This window comes from Ralstonia sp. SET104 (assembly GCF_003851545.1).
GTDB lineage: Bacteria > Pseudomonadota > Gammaproteobacteria > Burkholderiales > Burkholderiaceae > Ralstonia.
This window is the reverse complement of record NZ_BHVX01000001.1, coordinates 201,533-220,901: the sequence shown is the minus strand read 5'-3', so window position 1 is coordinate 220,901 and position 19,369 is coordinate 201,533. Positions and strand designations below refer to the sequence as shown.

The window sequence follows — 19,369 nt, the reverse complement described above, 5'->3', positions numbered from 1 at the left end:
AAATAACAAGAGCCCGAGTCTTGGCCGCGACGGTCCCGAAATGCGCCGTCGCTGCCCTGGCGCTCGTTGGCGCATCGGCAGCGCTTGCACAACTGCCGGCGTCGTTTCCGGTGAAAAGCTACGCACAGGAACTCGTCGACCGCACGGTCGCGCAGCACCCCGATCTCCGGGCCGTGGTGATGCACGTGACCCCGCCCAACGCGGCGGACAACGTCGTCATTGCCTCCAACATTGGTCGCATCGGCAAGCCCGCCGATGCCGACGACCTCGACGTGATCGCCACCGGCAAGCCGCACGTGGCAATGGACCAGGGCAACAAGCGCATCGAAATCGAGTTGCCGTTGCACGATGTCGGTGGCCAGACCGTTGGCAGTCTCGGCCTGGTGTGGCGCTATCCGGTTGGCGGCAACCATGCCGAATTTGAGCGCATCGCAGGCGTCATCCGCGACGCTCTGTCACGACGCATCCTCAGCCTCGCCAACCTGATGGACCCCTACCCGTTTGTACCGCTCGTGACCACCAAGTCCCGAGCGCAAACCCTGATCGAAGAAGCCCTTCAACGCCACCCGGAAGTCACGGTGCTGGCCTTGCGGGCGCGGGTTCAACCCAAGGGCGACCTTGTCTTGCTGGGTTCCACCTTCGGACGCCACGGCAAGAAGGCGGATGCGGACGACATGAAGGTGCTGGGCGCCACCGCACCGATCACCGGCGTGTACTCGAACGGCAAGCGCTTTGGCGTTGACCTGCCGATCCGCAACCGCAGCGGCATTGCAATCGGCACACTGAACGTCGGCTACGCCTACGGTAGCGGTCAGGACGCGAAAGCCCTGACAGCCCACGCCGTTGCACTGCGCGACGAACTGCAGACCCGCGTTGCCGCAACGCCGGCACTTGAGGAGATCGACCCATGATGCCGAGGTTCCGGAGCACGCTCGGCCCGCTGCTGTTGGCAACCTTGTTGGCAACCCTGTTGGCCGGCACCGCCTGCGCGACAGCCGCCGTATCCGCACAGCCGGCCGATACCACGACGGTGTCCAGCATCGGCAGCCGTGAGATGGGCCCGTTGATGAACGCATGGCTGCAGGCATTGCACCAGCAGCAGCCGGGCATCTCTCGTGGCCCGCGTTGGCAGCATGTCGGTAATGCCGCCGCCATCGGCGCGCTGATGTTCGAACTCGCAGACGTTGCGCCGATGACGCGCCCGCCCCTGCCGGCCGAGCTTGCACCGTATGCGCACCAGTTCGCGGGTGACATGATGAAGACCCCGGTGCTCGTGCGTGTGGCGCTGCGCGATGGCAAGCCCGTTTTCCTGGCATTCAACAAACGGCCGGACTCCCCGCTGCCGCCAGCGGTCCTGGAATTCGTCCGCTTTGCGTTGAGCCCTGAGGGGCAGCAGATCGTGGCGCGCCAGTCCGGCTTTGCACCGCTAGCCGCCGACGCCATCGCGCAGGAGCTGCCCAAGCTGGACGGCTACCGCGCCACACTCGATCCGGCCCTGCCCCGCTACGTGGCAGGCGCGCCGCTCAAGGGCGAGATCCGCAGCATCGGCAGCGACGGCATGAAGTCGCTGATGGAACGGTGGATGCACGACTTCCACGCGCTGCAGCCCGGCGTGCGCAAGGGCGACCGCTGGGAACATCTCGGCACGCTGAACGGCTTCCATGCCCTGATGGCCGGCGAAACCGATCTGGCCCCCATGGGCCGCGAGCTCTGGCCCGACGAGACGGCATCGTTCACCCAGTTGAATGCCGGGCACGTGCCGTTCGAGATCCGGGTCGCGCGCGGCGGGTTCGACACCCAGCAGCGCACCACGGCGCAAGCGGTGTTCGTGAATGCGGGCAATCCGATCGAGCGCCTCACGATGCAGCAGCTGGCCGACATCTTCGGCCACTCGCCCACTATCACGCGCTGGGGCCAGCTTGGCCTGACGGGTGAATGGGCGGACCGGCCGATCACGCTCGACGTGCCGCCCTTGATCACGCCGAACGCCATGTCGATGCAGATCATGGCGCTCAAGGGCGGCGTCTGGAGCAATGCCGTGCACGAGGCATCTGTGGCCGACACCGCCAAAGCCATCGCGGCCGATACCGGGGCAATAGGCTTCGGCGGCTTCGAAGACGGCGGGCCGGGGCTGAAGCCCGTCCCGATTGCCCGGGACACAGGCAGCCCCGCCATCAGCGGGACGCACGAAACCGCATCGAGCGGCCGCTACCCGCTCACGCGCTACATGTACATCCGTCTGCGGCGCAACCCGGGCCAACCGCTGCCTGCGGCTATCAAAGCGTTCTTGCGCTACGTGCTCAGTCGGCAGGGTCAAGAGCCCATCCTGTACTCCGGCTACTACCCCCTGACCGCGCAAGAGGTGAAGGAAGAACTTGCCAGACTCAACTGAGCTGGAAGCCGAACACGAACCTGCATACAACGACAACACAAGGAGACCAAGTTCATGAAACGATCCATCAAGCTCAGCGCCACAGCGCTGGCCGCAGTTGCATGGCTGGCAGTGTTCGTGCCGGCCCACGCTCAGGCGCAACAGGGCACGACCCCCATGCTGACCTGGGTCACGCCAACCACCCCGACCAACAAACCGCAGACTGAAGCGCAAGCCAAGGCGGGTGTGGAGCACGGACGCGATCTGCCGGCGCCGGAAGTGCTGCAGCCGATGCTGGACGCACAACTCCCGTCCTATCAGCCGCGCCGCGACATCAACATCAGCGGCACCTTCAAGGGCGCGGCCTCTGACGTGATGGTGGTTCTGGCGCAGAAGTGGATGGAGAAGTTCAAGACCTACTACCCGAATGTCAACATCTCGATCTCGCCGCCGTACGCCGGCAGCCTGGGTGCCATCGAACTGATCAAGGGCGACCTGGACTTCGTCTTCGTCTCGCGTGAGCTCAAGCCGGATGACATCAACAAATTCAAGGCCAAGTTCAATTACGACCCGCTGAGCGTGCCGATCTCGGGGGGCTCATACCGGCACTTCGGCGCGCTCGATACCGTTGCCTTCATTGTCAACAAGGACAACCCGATCGAGCAGATCACCTTCAAGCAGCTCGACCAGATGTACTCGTCAACGCATGCTCGCGGAGGCGCCGCCATCACCAAATGGGGCGACCTTGGCCTGACCGGCGAATGGGCCGACAAGCCGGTCAATCTGTACGGCATCCGCCCATGGAACGGCTTCGAGGAATTCGTGCGCCAACGCGTGCTTAGCCTGGACGGCAAGCGCGGCGAATGGCGCGACGGCATCAAGTTCGAGAAGGTCGTATTCCCCATGGCCAAGAACGTCGCAGCAGACCGCTACGCCATCGGGTATTCGGGCATGGCCTACATGGACGCCCCCGTCAAGCTCGTGCCGCTGGTCGAGAAAGCGGGCGACACGCCGCAGGCACCCACTTACGAGAACGTCGCCCTGGCCACGTATCCGCTCAGCCGCCTGACCTACTTCAACACCAACAAGGCCCCAGGCAAGCCGCTGCCCCCGGCGCTGGAGGAGTTTCTGAAGTTTGTGCTCAGCCGCGAGGGGCAACAGGTTGTGCTCGACCATGCGCGCTACGTGCCGCTGCGCGCGTGGCAAGTGACCAAGGCGCGCGCATTGGTGGACGGACGCGGCAACTGATGAAGCCGCATACCTGCTGAAGCAGGCCGATGCCGCAGCGCCAGCGCGAAGGGGTCTGGAGAAACGCGGCGGCATCGGTCAGGCAGCACTTAGACGCACCAGGCCGACACGACAGGCCGGGCAAAAATAAAGGTGGAGACACGATGAAGCTGGCCAAAACAACCCTGGCCCTGGCCATCCTGTTGGCGATCCCGCAGATGCGGGCGCTGGCCGCGGACGCACAAGCGTCCAGCGCGCAGGACAGCCGGGGCAATAGCAAAGACAGTGCGCAATCCTATGCGCAGTACCTCGTCGACAGTTATGCGCGGCTGCATCCGCAACTCGTCGGCATTGAGCTGCACGCCGCAATGCCGGGCGCATCGCAGCTCACGATCGTGGCATCGAGAACACCCGCACTCGTGGGCGCGCCTTCCAGCCCCGAAGATGTGGCCGTGTTCCGCACGGGCCGCGCACTCGTCGAAATCAACCGCAAGGGTGACCAGAACGTCGAGGTGACGCTGCCGCTGTTCGACATCGCGCGGCGGCCCATTGGCATTGCGGAGCTGACGTTCCCCTATGCGCCGGGTACCGATGAAGACGCCCTCCTGCGTCAGGCCGCGCAGTATCGCAATGACCTCAGCCGCCGCATTCTCGATCCTGAGAGCCTGACGGCGCCGATGCAGCTCGACGAACGCATCCCCACCGAGTCCTACGCGCAGTTCCTGATCGACGACGCGCTCGAAAAGTATCCCGGGGTGGAGGTTCTGGCGCTGCACGCGCGCACAGCGAAGGTCTCGGGTTATCCCATCACCGCCTCCAACATTGGCCGATATGGCAAACCAGCGGAGCCCGGTGATCTTGCCGTCATTGAAAGCGGCAAGCCCCACGGAGCCGTCGACGCACGTGGCGCTCGCTATGAATGGAAGGTGCCGGTCAAGGACGCGGTGGGAACCACGATCGGTGTACTGGCTGTCGTGTTTCCGTACACCTCGCGCACCGATACGGAGGCGTTGCGCAAGCAGGCCGAGCGCATCGCTGGCGGTTTGCGCGAACGCATCTCGATCGCGTCCGGGCTGGATGCCCCGTACGCTGCCGCGGGCGTGGCCCCGCGCAGCGACGCCATGAAGGAGTACAACAAGCCGGAGCTCGCCAACGAGCAAAGCCTGCCGATGACCAAGGAGGTGTCGTCCGGCCACGCACTTAGCCAGACGCAGGAAGGGTATTCGGACGCGATCAAAAACGTGGCGGGCGTGGTGTCGACCAACTCGGCAGGCAGCGCCAACGATGCATTTGCCATTCGTGGTATCAAGCTCAACCTGTTCTCCAACTATCGCCTGGACGGCGGCCTGCCGATCACCGGCGTCATCACAAACCCGACCGAGAACAAAGAGCGTGTCGAAACGCTCAAGGGTGCCAACGCGCTCATGTTCGGGGTGGCCAGCCCGGCCGGCATCATCAACTTCGTGACCAAGCGCGCGGGCCCGCAAGACGTCACCACCTTGGGCCTGGCCGGCAATGCGTTTGGGCAGTACGGCGCCAGCATCGACATCGGCCGCCGGTACGGCCCGGAAAAACAGCTTGGCGTGCGCTTGAACGCATCGGCCACCCACTATGAAAACGGCGTCCATGACCTGGGGGGCGACGGCGAGTTCGTCAGCCTCGGCCTGGATCTGAAGGCCACGTCCCGGCTCACCTTCCAGAGCGATTTCGAGTACTACCGCCGCCAGGTGCCGGAGCAGGCGGGCATCTCGCTCAAGCCGGCCGTCAACGGCGTCGTGCCGATTACGCCGGTGCCGGACCCGAGAAACCTGCTGTCCGGCCGGTGGGACCTCTACACCCCCGAGACCTTCAACTGGCAGGGCCGCGCCGACTACCAACTGAGCGATGACTGGAAGGTCTTCACCCAGCTCGGCTATTCGGGTTCGCACCGCCACCGCACCACCGTGCGCATCTCTGGTTACGACCTGAACACCGGCGCCAATGGCCTGGTGAACGTGCAGCCAGTCACCAACGCGTATCGCAACACCTTCTTCCGCACGGAGGTGCTTGGCCACTTTGCGACCGGGCCCGTCACGCACGACCTCACCGTTGGCGTCTCGCGCACGTCGCGCTATTCGCTGGCAGCAGACGTGCAGAACATGACGTTGCCGCAGCGCCAGAACATCTTTGACCCAATCGTTCTCAACCCGCCGGTCTATACCAAGCCCGGGGTAACCAGCCCATCGCAGACGAGTTCCGACGAGGCCGTGTATGCCTACGACACGATCGCGCTCACCAAGCGGCTGAAGCTGCTGGTGGGGGCGCGCCAGGTGCTGGACACGGAGGAAGTCGGCTCCGCCACATCGCAGAACCATGTGTTCTCGCCGGCGTATGGCGTGTTGTTCGACGTGCTGCCCACCACGACGCTGTTCGCCAGCTACATGCAGGGTCTCGAAGCCGGTGGCACGGCGCCCGCGAATGCCGCAAACGCGAACGTGATCCTGGCGCCAGCCATCTCAAAGCAGAAGGAATTCGGCATCCGAGATTCGTTCTTCAAGGGGCTGTCGGTCAGTGCGTCGTATTTCGAGATCACGCGCGGCAACGCCGTGACCGACCCGGTGACCAACATCTTCGGCTACAACGGCGACCTGTCATACAAGGGTGTCGAGACAACGGCAACGTATGAGATCAACCGCGCCTGGCGCATCCACGCGGCCGTGCTGCGTCTGAAGGCCCGGCAGGAGGCACCCAAGCAGCCGCTGATCAACGGCATGGTGCCGGAGAACACGCCAGACTGGACCGGCAACCTCGGCGTTTCGTACAGCCCTGCCGCAATGCCTGGCCTGACGTTGCGCGGCGGCATTGCGCTGATCTCGAAACGGCCGGTCAATGCGCAAAACCAGGGCTACATCCCGGGTTACAGCCTGTACAACATTGGCGCCAGCTACACCACCCGCATCCAGGGGCGCCGCACGACGTTCCAGCTTGCGATCGACAACCTCGCCAACAAGCGCTACTGGAACTCCGTGACGACCGGCACCTACGGCATCGGCATGGACCGCACCATCAAGTTCAACGTCAAGTTCGATCTGTAATCAGACGGCCGTGGCAGACGTGCACGCCTTGCGCGTTTGCCACGCCCAATCCTGAACGAATCTTCAGGTCACATTCATCCTGCATTCGGATGGGGCTTCTAAGGTAGAGAGGATCACGCCCGATTGAGCGTTGACGCCCATACTAGGAGACATCCATGAGAAGGACAGCCACCCTGGCCGTCAGTATCGCAGCCGCCCTCTGCGCGCTGAGTGCCGTACCCGCCCATGCACTGAAGTACGCCGCGCCGGAACATGCGCTGAAGGCCGACCCATCGATTCCGACGTGGAATCCGGGCCCGGTCGAAAGCCACCCCGAGGAAGAACTGGCAATCGTCGGCGCCGACATCATGGATGAGATGGTGATGGAGTGGACCAAGATCTATCGCAAGCAGTATCCGCGCCTGTCGCTGACGATGGATCTGCGCGCTTCCGGCGCAGGTGCTCCGGGCCTCGTCTCGGGCAAGGGGCAGCTTGCGCCCGTCGGCCGTGAGATGTTCCCCGCCGAGCGCAAGGCCTTTGTCGATAAGTTCGGCTATGCGCCGCTCGAGATCAAAGTCGCCACCGGCAGCGTCGGCTCGCTGGGCAAGACGGCCGCCAGCATCATCCTTGTTGACAAGGACAACCCGATCGACTGCCTGAGCCTGCCGCAACTCGATGCTATCTATTCAAAGACGCGCAAGCTCGGCTACAAGGAAGTCAATACCTGGGGCGACCTCGGTGCGACGGGTGATTGGGCGTCCCGCCCCATTCATCTCTATGGCCTGAAACCGGTCAACGGCATTGAGCAGTACTTCAAGGAAGTCGCCATGCACGGTGGCGAATACAAAGACAACATCCAGTTTGTCAAAGGCAAGGGTTTCACGCACGCCTTTACCGTTGCAGCGGAAGACATGGCCACGCACCCCGGCGGCCTGACCTACGCACTGATGGCAAACGTCACGCCCAACGTCAAGGTCCTGAAGCTCTCTTCCACGCAAGGCGGCACGTGCTATGCGCCGACGGTGGAGAGCGTCTATGCGCACAATTATCCGTTCAGCCGCTACGTCTACATCTATGTCAACAAGGCTCCCGGTAAGCCGCTTGAACCCAAGGTGAAGGAATTCCTCAAGCTGGTGCTGAGCCAGGAAGGTCAGCAGGCGGTGGCCAACGAACGCGTCTTCATTCCGCTGCAGCCTGAGGTGGTGAAGGAGGAACTGAAGAAACTCGATCAATAAGCAGCAGCCACCGCAACCGCCCGCGGCGCAGTCACCGCCCCACAACGTAAGCGCCGCGGGCTGGCAGACAGGCTTGTCAGGATCACACGCTCTGCTCGGGTTGGACAGCAACTGGGCCGCGCCCCATCCACCTGTGCGGGCTTGCGCCATCAACGGCGCTGGGCATGCTCATGCAGCGCCGGCTGGGCGGCAACCCATTCGCAATTGATTTCACGCCGACGTGGTCGACGCGCGCGAGGCAGCCGCGTGGCATCAAAGGAGCTGGTACCCCACACCGCGCACGGTCTTGAAAAGCGGCCTTCCCGGTACCTCGAGCTTGGCACGCAGCCGGCTCATATAGACGTCGAGCAGATTCGTATCAACATCGTAATGCGCCGACCAGATCTTCTCCGAGATCAACGTGCGCGGCAGGATCCGCCCTTGGTTCTGCATAAAGACTTCAAGCAGCGCGTATTCGCGGCTGGTCAGGTCGACCGCCTTGCCATTGAGCGTGACGGTGTGACTGAGCAGATCCAGGCAGATGCCGGCATGCTCAAGCACCACCTGCTTGACAGCGGAATGGCGGCGAACCAGGGACCGCACTCGTGCAAGAAGCTCTTCCAGGCTGAATGGCTTTGCGAGGTAATCATCGGCGCCGATGTCCAGACCCTTCACGCGATCCTGTACGCCATCACGTGCGCTCAGAATCAGCACTGGCTCCTGGAAGCCGCCCTTGCGCCATGTGTGGAGAAGATCAAGGCCATCGCCATCCGGCAGCCCCAGATCCAGAATCACCACGTCATACGAGGACTCCACAATGGCATCGGTGGCCGCCGCACAGGTGCGCACCAATGTGACCGTATAGGAGCACTCCGTCAGTCCTTGCTGGAGGAAACGGCCCAACCGATCTTGATCCTCAACAATCAATGCCTTCATACGAATCCTCGTGCCAATCCTATCTGGCGGTTCACGCACAAGCGGACGTAACACCACGCTTCAAGATGATGAATGCTTAACAGGCAAATGCAATCCGGTCTGGTACTTAGAGAACAATCTGCGCGCTGTTCAAGCGCTATCAAAGAAGCACAAGGCACAGAAAGTGCCGCTATGAAAGCGCTAAGTCTGGAGGAGCAAACTTGCCAACCAGAGTCAGTCACACCGTCACTTGCATCCGCCTGGGAGATCAAACAATGGCAATCAGCAAACCACTCAGTCGAACAGAGGCCGCCCTGGCCAAAGTGCCCGAAGTCACGCTCGGATTCTGGATCATCAAGATCGCCGCAACGACGCTCGGAGAAACCGGGGGCGATGCTGTCTCGATGTCCATGAACATGGGCTACCTGCTCAGCACCGTCATCTTCGCGGCGATCTTCCTGGCACTGGTGATGGCGCAGATCAAGGCCAAGGCGTTCCGTCCGTTTCTCTACTGGACGACCATCATCGCCACGACCACCGTCGGCACAACGCTGGCCGATTTTGCGGATCGGTCGCTCGGCATCGGATACGCCGGCGGTTCGAGCCTGCTGCTGATATTGCTGCTGGGCTCGCTCATTCTCTGGCATCGCACGCTCGGCTCTATCTCGGTCAGCACCGTCAGCACGCCAAAGGCCGAGGCGTTCTACTGGGTGACGATCATGTTCTCGCAGACGTTAGGGACAGCGTTGGGCGACTGGACCGCCGACTCCGCAGGCTTGGGGTACACCGGCGCGGCCATCGTGTTCGGTGGGCTGCTGGCCTTGATCGCGGCGGCCTACTTCTGGACGAGCGTGTCGCGCACGCTGCTGTTCTGGGCCGCGTTCATCCTGACCCGCCCGCTGGGCGCCGTGGTGGGCGACTTCTTAGACAAACCCCTGAACGCGGGCGGCTTGGCGCTCAGTCGTTACTCCGCTTCGGCCGCGCTTGTCGGGTTCATTCTGGTCAGCGTGCTGCTCGTTCGACAGAGGGCCGCCAGCACCGCGCACTGATATTGAGGTCGCACAGCCCCGGAGCGATGCGGGGCCGTCGAGAATTTGAAGATCACGTAAAAGGCCGGCCGGGGCCGGCGTCGAACCCTCGGTTGGCAGCCATGGACAGCGACGACAATGCGTTGGCCGAAACCATCAATGGGCGGACTTGGTACAGCCTTTTTTTGTCTCCCGTTACCGCGCGCATAAAACCTGGTCCGGCACCACCGCCGTCACCTCAATCTCAACCTTGGCCCGGTCCTCCACCAGCGCTGACACCTCCACCGCCGTCATCGCAATGCTGAAGCTGCCGATCAGCTCGCGGAAAGCCTGGCCGATCTCGGGATACGCAGCCACGTAGGCGCGCCGGTCGGTCACGTACCACGTCATGCGTACGATGTGCTCGGGCTTGGCATCGCCGGCAGCAAGCACGTCGACGATGTTCTGCAGCGCCTGGCGCACCTGTCCGGCAAGGTCATCCGTGTGGAACACGCCCTGCGCGTCCCAGCCGATCATGCCGGCCACGAAGATCATGCGCCCACGTGCGGACACACCGTTGGCATAGCCCTTCGGACGCGGCCAGCCAGGAGGGAGGAGAGCTTGCATGATGCGATTCCTTCTATTGCGATTGTTTCTACTGTTGAACGCTCGCCTCAATCGCCTGCCGCACGTCGGGCGGCATCGGCATCGCGCGATGCGTATTGAGATCGGTAAACACCAGAACCTGCTGCGAGCGCACACGCTGTTCGTCGTCCGCCCAGCAATCCAGGCCCAACGTGAGCGATGCATTGCCGAGCCGCTCCAGCCTCAACTTGAACTGCACATCGTCGCCCATGCGGCTGATGGCGCTGAACTCGCAGTGCAGCTTGACGATGGGCAGGCCGATGCGTCGCGGGCCCAGCATCTGCGCATACGAGATGCCCAGCCCATCGGTAAACCAGTCTTCGACCAGGCCGTTGAACAGCACGAGGTACTGCGGAAAGTAGACGATGCCGGCCGGGTCGCAATGTGCAAAGCGGATGCGCGCGGCGCGCTCGAAGTGATAGCGGTTCATGGTTTGTCGTGCTCACGCAGGCGATAACGCAAGAGCTTACCGACTTCACTGCGCGGCAGGCTCGCGCGGAACTCGATGGCGCGCGGGTACTTGTACGGCGCCACCGTCTGCTTCACAAAATCCTGCAGCGTCTTGACCATCTCGGGCCCCGCTTCGTTGCCGGGGTGCAGCACCACAAAGGCTTTGACGATCTGGCCGCGCTCTTCGTCCGGCTCGCCAATCACACCACACTCGGCCACGGCCGGATGCTGCATCAACGCATCTTCCACCTCGGGCGCGGCAATGTTGTAGCCCGACGAGATGATCATGTCGTCAGTGCGGGAGTGGTAGTGGAAGTAACCTTCTTCGTCCATCACATAAGCGTCGCCGGTGAGGTTCCAGCCGTCGCGCACGTAAGCGCGCTGGCGGTCGTCGGCAAGATAGCGGCAGCCGGTCGGGCCCCGCACCGCCAGGCGGCCCACCGTGCCCGGCGGCACGGGGTTGCCTTCATCATCCACCACGCGCGCAACATAGCCGGGGACAGCCTTGCCGGTTGCGCCGGGGCGCACGTCAGCATCAGCAGCGGAGATGAAGATGTGCAGCATCTCCGTCGCGCCAATACCGTCAATCAGCTCGATGCCGCTGGCGTTCTTCCACAGCGTGCGCGTGGCAACAGGCAATGCTTCGCCAGCAGAAACGCAGCGGCGCAGTGGCGTGGCGCGTAGCTCATTCCCACGCGCGGCGATGGCGCGGTAGGTGGTTGGCGCGGTGAACAGCACCGTCGCCCCAAACGTGCGAATGCCATCCACCAGATCGTTGGGCGACGCCTTCTCCAGCAGCACCGTCGATGCCCCCGCGCTCATCGGAAACAGCAGCAGGCCGCCCAGCCCGAACGTGAACGCCATCGGCGGGCTGCCGATGAAGACGTCATCGGCGCGCGGCTGCAGCACATGCGGCGGCCAGCATGCGCAGATCGCCATGATGTCGCGATGAAAATGCATCGTCGCCTTTGGCACACCGGTCGTACCGGAAGTGAAGGCGAGCAGGCACGTATCGTCGGCAGACGTATCGACATTGGTGAAGGTGGCCGGCTGGCGTGCCATGGCCACCTCCAGCCCTTCGTGCGTGTCGTCGTGAAAGCACAGCGTCTGCACCGGCTTGGCGGCTTGCGCCACTGCACCACGCAGCTCATCAATCAACCGTGCATCGCATAGCGCGAAGCCGATCTCGCCCTTGTCCAGAATCTGCCCCAGCTCCTTGGCGCGCAGCAGCGGCATGGTCGCCACCGCAATCGCGCCCGCCTTCATCACGGCAAACCAGCACGCCGCCAGCATGGGGCTGTTGGGCGAGCGCAGCAGCACGCGGTTGCCCGGCACCACGCCCATCTCGTGCACCAGCACGTTGGCGATGCGGTTGGCGTGTTCCTGCAAGTCCGCATAGGTCCAGCGGATGCCGGGGGCCTGAATGCACAGGCGCTCGCCCTCACCGGCAGCGACACGATTGTCGAGCAGCTCGGTCGCGCAATTGAGCTGCGCCGGAAACTGCAGCGCTGGCAGGTCGAAGCGGTAGACCGGTTGCAGCTCCGCCGGCGGCAGACGGTCGCGGGCGAAAGTGTCGATATGGGCGCTGGGCATGGCGAACTCTCCGTCTCTGGCGGGTCGGGTATCGATCAGGGCTTGGCAGGCGCTGATGCACGCAGCAGTTCGCGCGCGATGATGAGTTGCTGCACTTCGGTTGCGCCTTCGTAGATGCGCAGCGCGCGAATCTCGCGATACAGGCGTTCGACCGGCTGCTCGCTCACCACGCCCAAGCCGCCCCACATCTGCACAGCGGCGTCAATCACCTGTTGTGCGTTCTCGGTGGCGGTCAACTTGGCCATGGCGGCTTCGCGCGTTACGTTGCGGCCCTGGTCACGCTGCCACGCGGCGCGGTAGGTCAGCAGCGCCGCGCTGTCGATAGCCGTGGCCATCTGCGCGAGCTTGGCCTGCGTGAGCTGGAAGTCGGCCAACACGCCGTTGAACATCTTGCGGGTGGTGGCACGCGCGAGCGCTTCATCAAGCGCGCGGCGCGCAAAGCCGAGTGCCGCCGCCGCCACGGACGTGCGAAACACATCCAGTGTGCGCATGGCGACCTTGAAGCCCTCGCCCGCCGCGCCCACACGCTGGCTGGCCGGGATGCGGCAATTGGTAAAGCGCAAGCGTGCGAGTGGGTGCGGCGCAATCACGTTGATGCGCTCGGCAATTTCGAAACCCGGCGTCTCTGCTTCAACGATGAACGCGCTGATGCCACGCGAGCCCGGCGCCTCCCCTGTGCGGGCGAACACAACATAGAAGTCTGCAATACCGCCGTTGGAAATCCACGTCTTCTCGCCGTCGAGCACGTAGTCCGTGCCATCCTCGCGCGCGGCGCAAGCCATGGCCGCCACGTCGGAACCGGCGTCAGGCTCGGACAGCGCGAAGGCAGAGATGGCTTCACCACACGCCACCTTCGTCAGATAACGCTCACGCTGCTCCGGCGTGCCGTGCAGCGAGATCGCACCTGAGCCCAACCCTTGCATCGCAAATGCAAAGTCGGCAAGGCCGGAATGGCGCGCCAGCGTTTCGCGGATCAGGCAGACGGCGCGCGTGTCGATGCGCAGGTTCGTCATCCCGCCTGCGCCGCCATGCACCGTTCCGCCCACCGCGTGGCGCAACCAACCCGCTTGCCCAAGCTGCCTCACCAGCGCGCGGCACTCGGCATCCACATCGGGGCCGTGATCGTGCGGGATGTGCTGGGTCGCCCAGGCGTCGAGTTCGGTCGCAAGCTGGCGGTGCTTGTCGTCAAAGAAGGGCCACTGCAGATAATCCGTGTCGCTCATGTCAGTTCCCCTCGAACACCGGTTTTTGCTTGGCGACAAACGCGTGGTACGCACGCGAGAAATCTTCGGTCAGCATGCAGATGGCCTGCGCCTGGGCTTCCGCCTCAATCGCCTGCTCGATCGTCATGGTCCATTCCTGGTGCAGCATCGTCTTGGTGATGCCGTTGGCGAAGGTGGGGCCCGCGGCCAGGCTAGCCGCGAGCGCTTGCGCCTGGGCCAGTACCTCGGCGGGTTCGCAAAGGCGGTTGAAGAAGCCCCAGCGCTCGCCCTCTTCGCCGCTCATCGAACGGCCGGTGTAGAGCAGCTCGCTCGCACGGCCCTGACCGATGATGCGCGGCAGGATCGCGCAGGCGCCCATGTCGCAACCCGCCAGGCCGACGCGGTTGAAGAGAAAAGCGGTCTTGCTGCGCACGGTGCCCAGTCGCAAGTCCGAAGCCATCGCCAGGATGGCACCCGCGCCCGCACACACGCCATCAATGGCAGCGACGATCGGCTGCGGACACGCCCGCATCGTCTTCACCAGTTCACCAGTCATGCGCGTGAACATCAGCAGCTCGGGCGCCTTCAGCTGCACCAGCGGGCCGATGATTTCGTGCACATCGCCGCCGGAACAGAAGTTGTCGCCCGCGCCCGCCAGCACGACGGCTTTGACATCGTCCGCCCACTTGAGCTGGTGGAACAAATCACGCAGCTCGGCGTACGAATCAAACGTGAGCGGGTTCTTGCGCTCGGGCCGGTTGAGCGTGATGGTGGCAACGCCGCCCTCCACGCTCCACAAGAAGTGTTTGGCCTGATAGCCTGCGAGCGGGCGGCGGTTGCCGGTCAAGAGCGCCGGATCAATACGGTCAGTCATGGTTTGGTCGCGTTTGTTTGAGGTTGATCATCACGGGCGTCCAGCTCTTCCTCGCGCTGCGCAAGGTGCACGCGCAGGTGGCCTAGCTGCGCGTACAGCGCATCTTTGTTGGCTAGCCCCAAGCCTTCGAACATCTCGATCAGCCAGCGTTCATGTTCGGCGGCCATCTCGGCAAAGTCCCTGCGGCCGGCATCGGTCAGCAGCACGCGAAAGGACCGGCGATCATCCGGATCGGCTTCGCGTTTGACAAGCCCTTCCTTCTCCAGCTGATCGGTCAGGCCGGTGACATTGCCGCCGGTCACCATCAGATAGCGCGACAGCACGTTCATGCGCAGGCCATGGGGGTGGCGATCAAGCTGGGCCAGATAGTCGAAGCGCGGCAGCGTGGTGTTAAACCGCGTGCGCAGGCGCTGGCGGATCTGCTGCTCGATCTGCGTGCTGCAGGCCAGCAGGCGCAGCCAGATCTTTACGTCCATGTGGTCGTCTGCCTGTGCGCGCGCTTCCAGGCCGATGCGTTCGTCGCCCAATGCCTGCACAACCTTGTGGTAGCCGGACGTGCGGGTGGCGAGTGCAGTCTTGCGGGGCTTGCTCACATCACCTCCCCACCGGATACCGAGATGGCTTGCCCGGTGATGGACGATGCGCCGTCGGAGCACAGCCACAACACCGCATTCGCCACTTCATCCGGCGTCACCAACCTGCCTTGCGGGTTGCCCTTGGTCAGCTCGGCGCGCGCCTCTTCTGCGCTGCGGCCGGTGCGCGCGACGATGCGGTCAATGCTCTCGCGCACGATGTCGGTTTCGGTGTAGCCGGGGCACACCGCATTGACGGTGACGCCGCGCGCCGCCAGCTCCAGCGCCAGCGCGCGCGTCAGGCCAATCACCCCATGCTTGGCCGCCACATAGGCGGACACATATGCATAGCCGCGCTGCCCCGCCGTACTCGCAATGTTGACGATGCGGCCACGGCCCGACGCTTGCACATCCGCCAGCGCCGCCTGCGTGCACAGGAACGTGCCCGTCAGGTTCACGGCCAGCATGCGCTGCCACTGGTCAAGCGTGGTCTTGGCAAACGGCGCACTCTCGGCTTGCCCCGCGTTATTGACGAGGATGGAGATGGTGCCGAGCCCCGCACGGGCCGACTCAAACGCCGTCGACACACTCGCCCCATCCGTAACGTCGCACGTGACGACCTGTACGCGAGCGCTGTCGGGCAACGTCTTGGCGGTGGCTTCGAGCGCGGCAGCGGTGCGGCCCATCAGCGTGAGCGTGGCGCCCTGGGCGGCCAACTGCGCAGCAATGGCCGCGCCAATCCCCCGGCCTGCACCGGTCACAACGGCATGGTGTCCTGTCAGCATCGCGGATGTCGCCATCTCAAACCCCCTGCATGCGGTTGGCCTGCTCCAGCGGAGACAGCCCCGCCGCCTGCGCCGCCATCGCGCGTTCACGTTCGAGATTGCGCTCCAACTGCAGCTTGCCCGCGCGGTACTGCTTGGGCCATGGCATGTCGAGGTAACCGATGCGCGCGGCTTCGTTCAGTGTCCAGGCCGGGTTGGCCAGGTGCGGGCGCGCCACGGCGCACAGGTCGGCACGGCCAGCGGCGATGATGCTGTTGACGTGGTCCGCCTCGGAAATCGCGCCCACGGCAATCGTGGCGATGCCCGCCTCGTTGCGCACGCGATCGGCAAACGGTGTCTGGAACATGCGGCCGAACACCGGCTGCTCCTTCTTGCTGACCTGGCCTGACGAACAGTCGATCATGTCGGCGCCCGCCGCCTTGAAGATGCGTGCAATCGCCACCGCATCGTCCGGCGTGATGCCGCCTTCCACCCAGTCGTGCGCAGAAATACGCACCGACATCGGCTTGGTGCTCGGCCACACTTCGCGCACCGCATGGAAGACTTCCAGCGGAAAGCGCAGGCGGTTTTCCAGCGAGCCGCCGTACGCGTCATTGCGCTGGTTCGTCAGCGGCGAGATGAACGATGACAGCAGATAGCCGTGCGCGCAGTGCAGCTCCAGCCAGTCGAAGCCAGCCTCTGCCGCCAAGCGTGCCGAGTGCACGAAGTCGTCACGCACGCGGTCCATGTCATCACGCGTCATGGCGTGCGACCACTGGCTCACGCCATCCAGATACTGCTGGGGGGATGCGGACACGATCGGCCAGTTCCGGCCCTCCTCCAGCGGCAGGTCGATACCCTCCCACGCCACACGCGTCGAGCCCTTGGCGCCTGCGTGCCCAAGCTGGATGCCCAGCTTCGCATCGCTGTTGCCGTGCACGAACTGCACGATGCGCGCCCAGCCATCGCGCTGTTCGGTGTTCCACAAACCTGGGCAGCCCGGCGTGATGCGCGCATCGGGCGACACGCAGGTCATCTCGGCCATGACCAGCCCGGCGCCACCCATGGCGCGCGCCCCCAGGTGCACGAGGTGATAGTCCGCCGGCTGGCCGTCTTCGCACGAGTACTGCGCCATGGGCGACACCACCACGCGGTTCTTGAGCGTGACGCCGCGCACGGTAAAGGGCGTGAACATCGGCGGCACCGGGCCGTGCTCGGGCGCGCGTGGTGCGCCAGCCTGCCCGGCAATCCAGTCTTCAAACTGTTCGAGATACCGCTTGTCGCGCTGGCGCAGGTTTTCGTGGCTGACGCGCTGGCTGCGTGTGAGCAGCGAATACGCAAACTGTTCGGTCGGCAGGTTGGCGTAGCGGTCTACGTTTTCAAACCACTCGGTCGAGTTGCGCGCCGCGTTCTGAATGCGCAGCACTTCCACGCTGCGCGCGGCTTCGTAGTGTTCAAGCCCAGCGCGCAAATTGCCCGCGTGCTGGCCGATGCTGCGCGCCAGCTCAATCGAATCTTCCAGCGCCAGCTTCGTGCCCGAGCCGATCGAGAAATGCGCCGTGTGTGCGGCATCGCCCATCAGCACCACCGGCGTGTTGTGCGCATTGGTGTGCACCCAATGCCTGCAAACCACGCGCGGAAAACGAATCCATTGCGCCGAGCCCCGCAGGTGCGTGGCGTTGGACATCAGCTTGTTGCCATCAAGGTGCTTGGCGAACAGGCGCTCGCAGAAGGCGATGGCGTCTTCCTTCTCCATTGTCTCCAGCCCCGCCTTGCGCCACACCTCTTCCGGCGCCTCGACGATGAAGGTGGAGGTGTGGTCGTCAAAGCGGTATGCGTGTGCCTGAAACCAGCCGTGCTCGGTTTCCTCAAACGCAAACGTGAACGCCTCGAACAGCTTGTGCGTGCCGAGCCAGACAAAGCGGCAGCGGCGCGTGTCGATATCAGGTTGATACGTGGCGGCGTACTTGGTGCGGATGCGGCTGTTCAGGCCGTCGCTGGCGATGATGAGGTCCGCATCTGCATAGGCTGTGTCATCTTGCACATCGGTTTCAAAGACGAGCTTGACGCCTTCTTCCTCGCAGCGCGCCTGCAGGATGTTCAGCAGCCGCTTGCGCCCAATGCCGCAGAAGCCGTGGCCGCCCGAGCGCACCACCTGGCCACGGATGTGGACTTCAATGTCGTCCCAATGGTTGAAGGCGTCGAGAATCTGCGCGGCGCTCTTGGCATCGGCCCGCTGCAGGTTGCCAAGCGTCTGGTCTGAGAAGACCACACCCCAGCCGAAGGTGTCATACGGCCGGTTGCGCTCCACCACAGTGATGTCGTGTGACGGGTCCTGCAGCTTCATCAGCAGGGCAAAGTAGAGGCCAGCCGGCCCACCACCAATACAGACGATCTTCATGACGGCTCCGCGTTTGATGCGGTGTTACATTAGTCATGAATAGTTTAGTTGTAAAGTAATTTCATTATATGCCCTGACGATGCCGGCACAGCGCCATGTGAGCTTGGCGGCATGTTGTCTTTAATACTGGCTTAAGCTTCGCTTCCTACAGTGGAGCCGTCACACTCCACCCCGAAGGCTCCACCATGTCCCCGCAAGAACTGCAAGCCCTGGAAAACTTCCTGGCCCAACTGACGCAAGCGCGTGCCGGGGCAAAAGACCCGCAGGCCGAAGCGCGCATTCTGGAAGCGGCCGCCCGCCAGCCCGACGCCGCCTACCTGCTCGTGCAGCGCGCCATGCTGCTTGATCACGCGCTGGCATCGGCCCAGGCGCAAATCGCCACGCTGCAAAACCAGTTGCAGGCCGCACAAGCTGGCCGCAACACATCGTTCATGGACCCGGCCAGCAACTGGGGCAACCATGTCACCGGCACGGGCGCCGCGCCCAACCCTGGCTACACCCCGCAGCAAGCCGCCCCCATGCAGATGCCAGCGCAGCCCCAACCCGCGCCCGCGCAACCGGTGCGCTCAGGCTTCTTTAGCGGCGGGCTGGGCAGCACGCTCGGCAGCGTCGCCACCACGGCAGCCGGTGTGGCCGGCGGCGCGCTCCTGTTCCAGGGCATCGAAAACCTGTTCCACCACAACAGCGGCAGTGGCGGCTTCTTTGGCCAGCAACCGGTAATGGGCGGCACCACGGAAACGGTGATCAACAATTACTACGGCAGCGGCAACGGCAGCGACAGCAGCACCACCGCCGCGCGCGATGACAGCCTGGGGTTGATGGACGACAGCGACTTGGGCGGTGGGGATTACTCAGACGATGATTCGTTGTTGAGCTGATCCAGCCCTTGCGCTCCGGCGGCTGCGCATCTGCATTCAGTACGCTCTGCGCGGGCGCCGTCCGCTTGACGCGCTCTGAGCCGGCTCCGACAAACCACAAGGTATGCGGTCATCTGCGTCCACTCGGGCTTGTGTTACAGAGTGCAGCGCATGCCAGACGGGGCGCACGGTTGAAACCGCTCAATGCTTGGGCGGACCAGGAT

16 protein-coding genes are annotated in these 19,369 nt (G+C 63.9%); 7 read left to right on the top strand and 9 right to left on the bottom strand.

Going from position 1 to position 19,369, the window contains the following annotated elements; all coding sequences use genetic code 11:
* The first annotated feature begins 20 nt into the window (after positions 1–20).
* The 5 genes from PSUB009319_RS01020 (at position 21) to PSUB009319_RS01000 (ending at position 7,886) form a co-directional block, all read left to right on the top strand.
* Entirely contained in the window at positions 21–911 is an 891-nt protein-coding gene (locus PSUB009319_RS01020) for a hypothetical protein (RefSeq protein WP_260392779.1), read from the top strand.
* Complete coding sequence (locus PSUB009319_RS01015) at positions 908–2,392, top strand: substrate-binding domain-containing protein (protein WP_260392778.1); 1,485 nt, start codon at positions 908–910, stop codon at positions 2,390–2,392. Before PSUB009319_RS01020 ends, PSUB009319_RS01015 begins: the two co-directional genes overlap by 4 nt.
* 54 nt (positions 2,393–2,446) lie before the next feature.
* Positions 2,447–3,619: a PstS family phosphate ABC transporter substrate-binding protein gene (locus PSUB009319_RS01010; protein WP_124380394.1), complete on the top strand. Its 1,173-nt coding sequence runs from the start codon at positions 2,447–2,449 to the stop codon at positions 3,617–3,619.
* A 143-nt stretch (positions 3,620–3,762) separates the two neighbouring features.
* Positions 3,763–6,672 carry a TonB-dependent siderophore receptor gene (locus PSUB009319_RS01005; protein WP_124380393.1) on the top strand — a complete coding sequence of 970 codons (2,910 nt, stop codon included), beginning with the start codon at positions 3,763–3,765 and terminating at the stop codon, positions 6,670–6,672.
* Positions 6,673–6,827: 155 nt separating this feature from the next.
* Positions 6,828–7,886, top strand: a complete 1,059-nt coding sequence (locus tag PSUB009319_RS01000; RefSeq protein ID WP_124380392.1) for a PstS family phosphate ABC transporter substrate-binding protein — start codon at positions 6,828–6,830, stop codon at positions 7,884–7,886.
* 252 nt (positions 7,887–8,138) lie between these two features.
* Here the strand turns inward: PSUB009319_RS01000 and PSUB009319_RS00995 are convergent, their stop codons facing one another.
* The gene (locus PSUB009319_RS00995; RefSeq protein ID WP_124380391.1) at positions 8,139–8,801 is read right to left on the bottom strand and encodes a response regulator transcription factor; all 663 of its coding nucleotides are present in this window, start codon (positions 8,799–8,801) and stop codon (positions 8,139–8,141) included.
* 254 nt (positions 8,802–9,055) lie between these two features.
* On the opposite strand from PSUB009319_RS00995, the gene PSUB009319_RS00990 reads away from it, so the two are divergent.
* Positions 9,056–9,829 (top strand): hypothetical protein, encoded by a 774-nt coding sequence (locus PSUB009319_RS00990; RefSeq protein ID WP_124380390.1) that lies wholly within the window; start codon positions 9,056–9,058, stop codon positions 9,827–9,829.
* A gap of 174 nt (positions 9,830–10,003) precedes the next feature.
* On the opposite strand, the gene PSUB009319_RS00985 is transcribed toward PSUB009319_RS00990, so the two are convergent.
* From PSUB009319_RS00985 to PSUB009319_RS00950, 8 genes are read right to left on the bottom strand one after another with little or no spacing between them, the layout of a single operon-like run.
* Complete coding sequence (locus tag PSUB009319_RS00985) at positions 10,004–10,414, bottom strand: RidA family protein (protein ID WP_124380389.1); 411 nt, start codon at positions 10,412–10,414, stop codon at positions 10,004–10,006.
* A gap of 28 nt (positions 10,415–10,442) precedes the next feature.
* Complete coding sequence (locus PSUB009319_RS00980) at positions 10,443–10,862, bottom strand: thioesterase family protein (RefSeq protein WP_124380388.1); 420 nt, start codon at positions 10,860–10,862, stop codon at positions 10,443–10,445.
* Positions 10,859–12,475 carry an AMP-binding protein gene (locus PSUB009319_RS00975; protein WP_124380387.1) on the bottom strand — a complete coding sequence of 539 codons (1,617 nt, stop codon included), beginning with the start codon at positions 12,473–12,475 and terminating at the stop codon, positions 10,859–10,861. Before PSUB009319_RS00975 ends, PSUB009319_RS00980 begins: the two co-directional genes overlap by 4 nt.
* A 35-nt stretch (positions 12,476–12,510) precedes the next feature.
* On the bottom strand, positions 12,511–13,698 hold the full coding sequence (locus PSUB009319_RS00970) for an acyl-CoA dehydrogenase family protein (protein ID WP_124380386.1): 1,188 nt from the start codon (positions 13,696–13,698) through the stop codon (positions 12,511–12,513).
* Position 13,699: 1 nt separating this feature from the next.
* Positions 13,700–14,551: an enoyl-CoA hydratase family protein gene (locus PSUB009319_RS00965; RefSeq protein WP_124380385.1), complete on the bottom strand. Its 852-nt coding sequence runs from the start codon at positions 14,549–14,551 to the stop codon at positions 13,700–13,702.
* Positions 14,548–15,144 (bottom strand): MarR family winged helix-turn-helix transcriptional regulator, encoded by a 597-nt coding sequence (locus PSUB009319_RS00960; protein ID WP_124380384.1) that lies wholly within the window; start codon positions 15,142–15,144, stop codon positions 14,548–14,550. Before PSUB009319_RS00960 ends, PSUB009319_RS00965 begins: the two co-directional genes overlap by 4 nt.
* Complete coding sequence (locus tag PSUB009319_RS00955; RefSeq protein ID WP_124380383.1) at positions 15,141–15,923, bottom strand: SDR family NAD(P)-dependent oxidoreductase; 783 nt, start codon at positions 15,921–15,923, stop codon at positions 15,141–15,143. The genes PSUB009319_RS00960 and PSUB009319_RS00955 overlap by 4 nt, the downstream gene beginning before the upstream one ends.
* A gap of 1 nt (position 15,924) precedes the next feature.
* Positions 15,925–18,288 (bottom strand): bifunctional salicylyl-CoA 5-hydroxylase/oxidoreductase, encoded by a 2,364-nt coding sequence (locus PSUB009319_RS00950; RefSeq protein ID WP_124380382.1) that lies wholly within the window; start codon positions 18,286–18,288, stop codon positions 15,925–15,927.
* Between the two features lie 185 nt (positions 18,289–18,473).
* On the opposite strand from PSUB009319_RS00950, the gene PSUB009319_RS00945 reads away from it, so the two are divergent.
* A complete protein-coding gene (locus tag PSUB009319_RS00945; protein ID WP_124380381.1) occupies positions 18,474–19,166 on the top strand; it encodes a DUF2076 family protein in 693 nt (230 codons plus the stop codon).
* Positions 19,167–19,369: the final 203 nt, after the last annotated feature.

Bases quoted from the DNA above. Each gene is read 5' to 3' on its own strand.
- PSUB009319_RS01005 (WP_124380393.1), top strand. From the start codon at position 3,763: ATGAAGCTGGCCAAAACAACCCTGGCCCTGGCCATCCTGTTGGCGATC.
- PSUB009319_RS00970 (WP_124380386.1), bottom strand. From the start codon at position 13,698: ATGAGCGACACGGATTATCTGCAGTGGCCCTTCTTTGACGACAAGCAC.
- PSUB009319_RS01015 (WP_260392778.1), top strand. From the start codon at position 908: ATGATGCCGAGGTTCCGGAGCACGCTCGGCCCGCTGCTGTTGGCAACC.
- PSUB009319_RS00995 (WP_124380391.1), bottom strand. From the start codon at position 8,801: ATGAAGGCATTGATTGTTGAGGATCAAGATCGGTTGGGCCGTTTCCTC.
- PSUB009319_RS01000 (WP_124380392.1), top strand. From the start codon at position 6,828: ATGAGAAGGACAGCCACCCTGGCCGTCAGTATCGCAGCCGCCCTCTGC.
- PSUB009319_RS00975 (WP_124380387.1), bottom strand. From the start codon at position 12,475: ATGCCCAGCGCCCATATCGACACTTTCGCCCGCGACCGTCTGCCGCCG.
- PSUB009319_RS00990 (WP_124380390.1), top strand. From the start codon at position 9,056: ATGGCAATCAGCAAACCACTCAGTCGAACAGAGGCCGCCCTGGCCAAA.
- PSUB009319_RS00985 (WP_124380389.1), bottom strand. From the start codon at position 10,414: ATGCAAGCTCTCCTCCCTCCTGGCTGGCCGCGTCCGAAGGGCTATGCC.
- PSUB009319_RS00945 (WP_124380381.1), top strand. From the start codon at position 18,474: ATGTCCCCGCAAGAACTGCAAGCCCTGGAAAACTTCCTGGCCCAACTG.
- PSUB009319_RS00965 (WP_124380385.1), bottom strand. From the start codon at position 14,551: ATGACTGACCGTATTGATCCGGCGCTCTTGACCGGCAACCGCCGCCCG.
- PSUB009319_RS00980 (WP_124380388.1), bottom strand. From the start codon at position 10,862: ATGAACCGCTATCACTTCGAGCGCGCCGCGCGCATCCGCTTTGCACAT.
- PSUB009319_RS01010 (WP_124380394.1), top strand. From the start codon at position 2,447: ATGAAACGATCCATCAAGCTCAGCGCCACAGCGCTGGCCGCAGTTGCA.
- PSUB009319_RS00950 (WP_124380382.1), bottom strand. From the start codon at position 18,288: ATGAAGATCGTCTGTATTGGTGGTGGGCCGGCTGGCCTCTACTTTGCC.
- PSUB009319_RS00955 (WP_124380383.1), bottom strand. From the start codon at position 15,923: ATGGCGACATCCGCGATGCTGACAGGACACCATGCCGTTGTGACCGGT.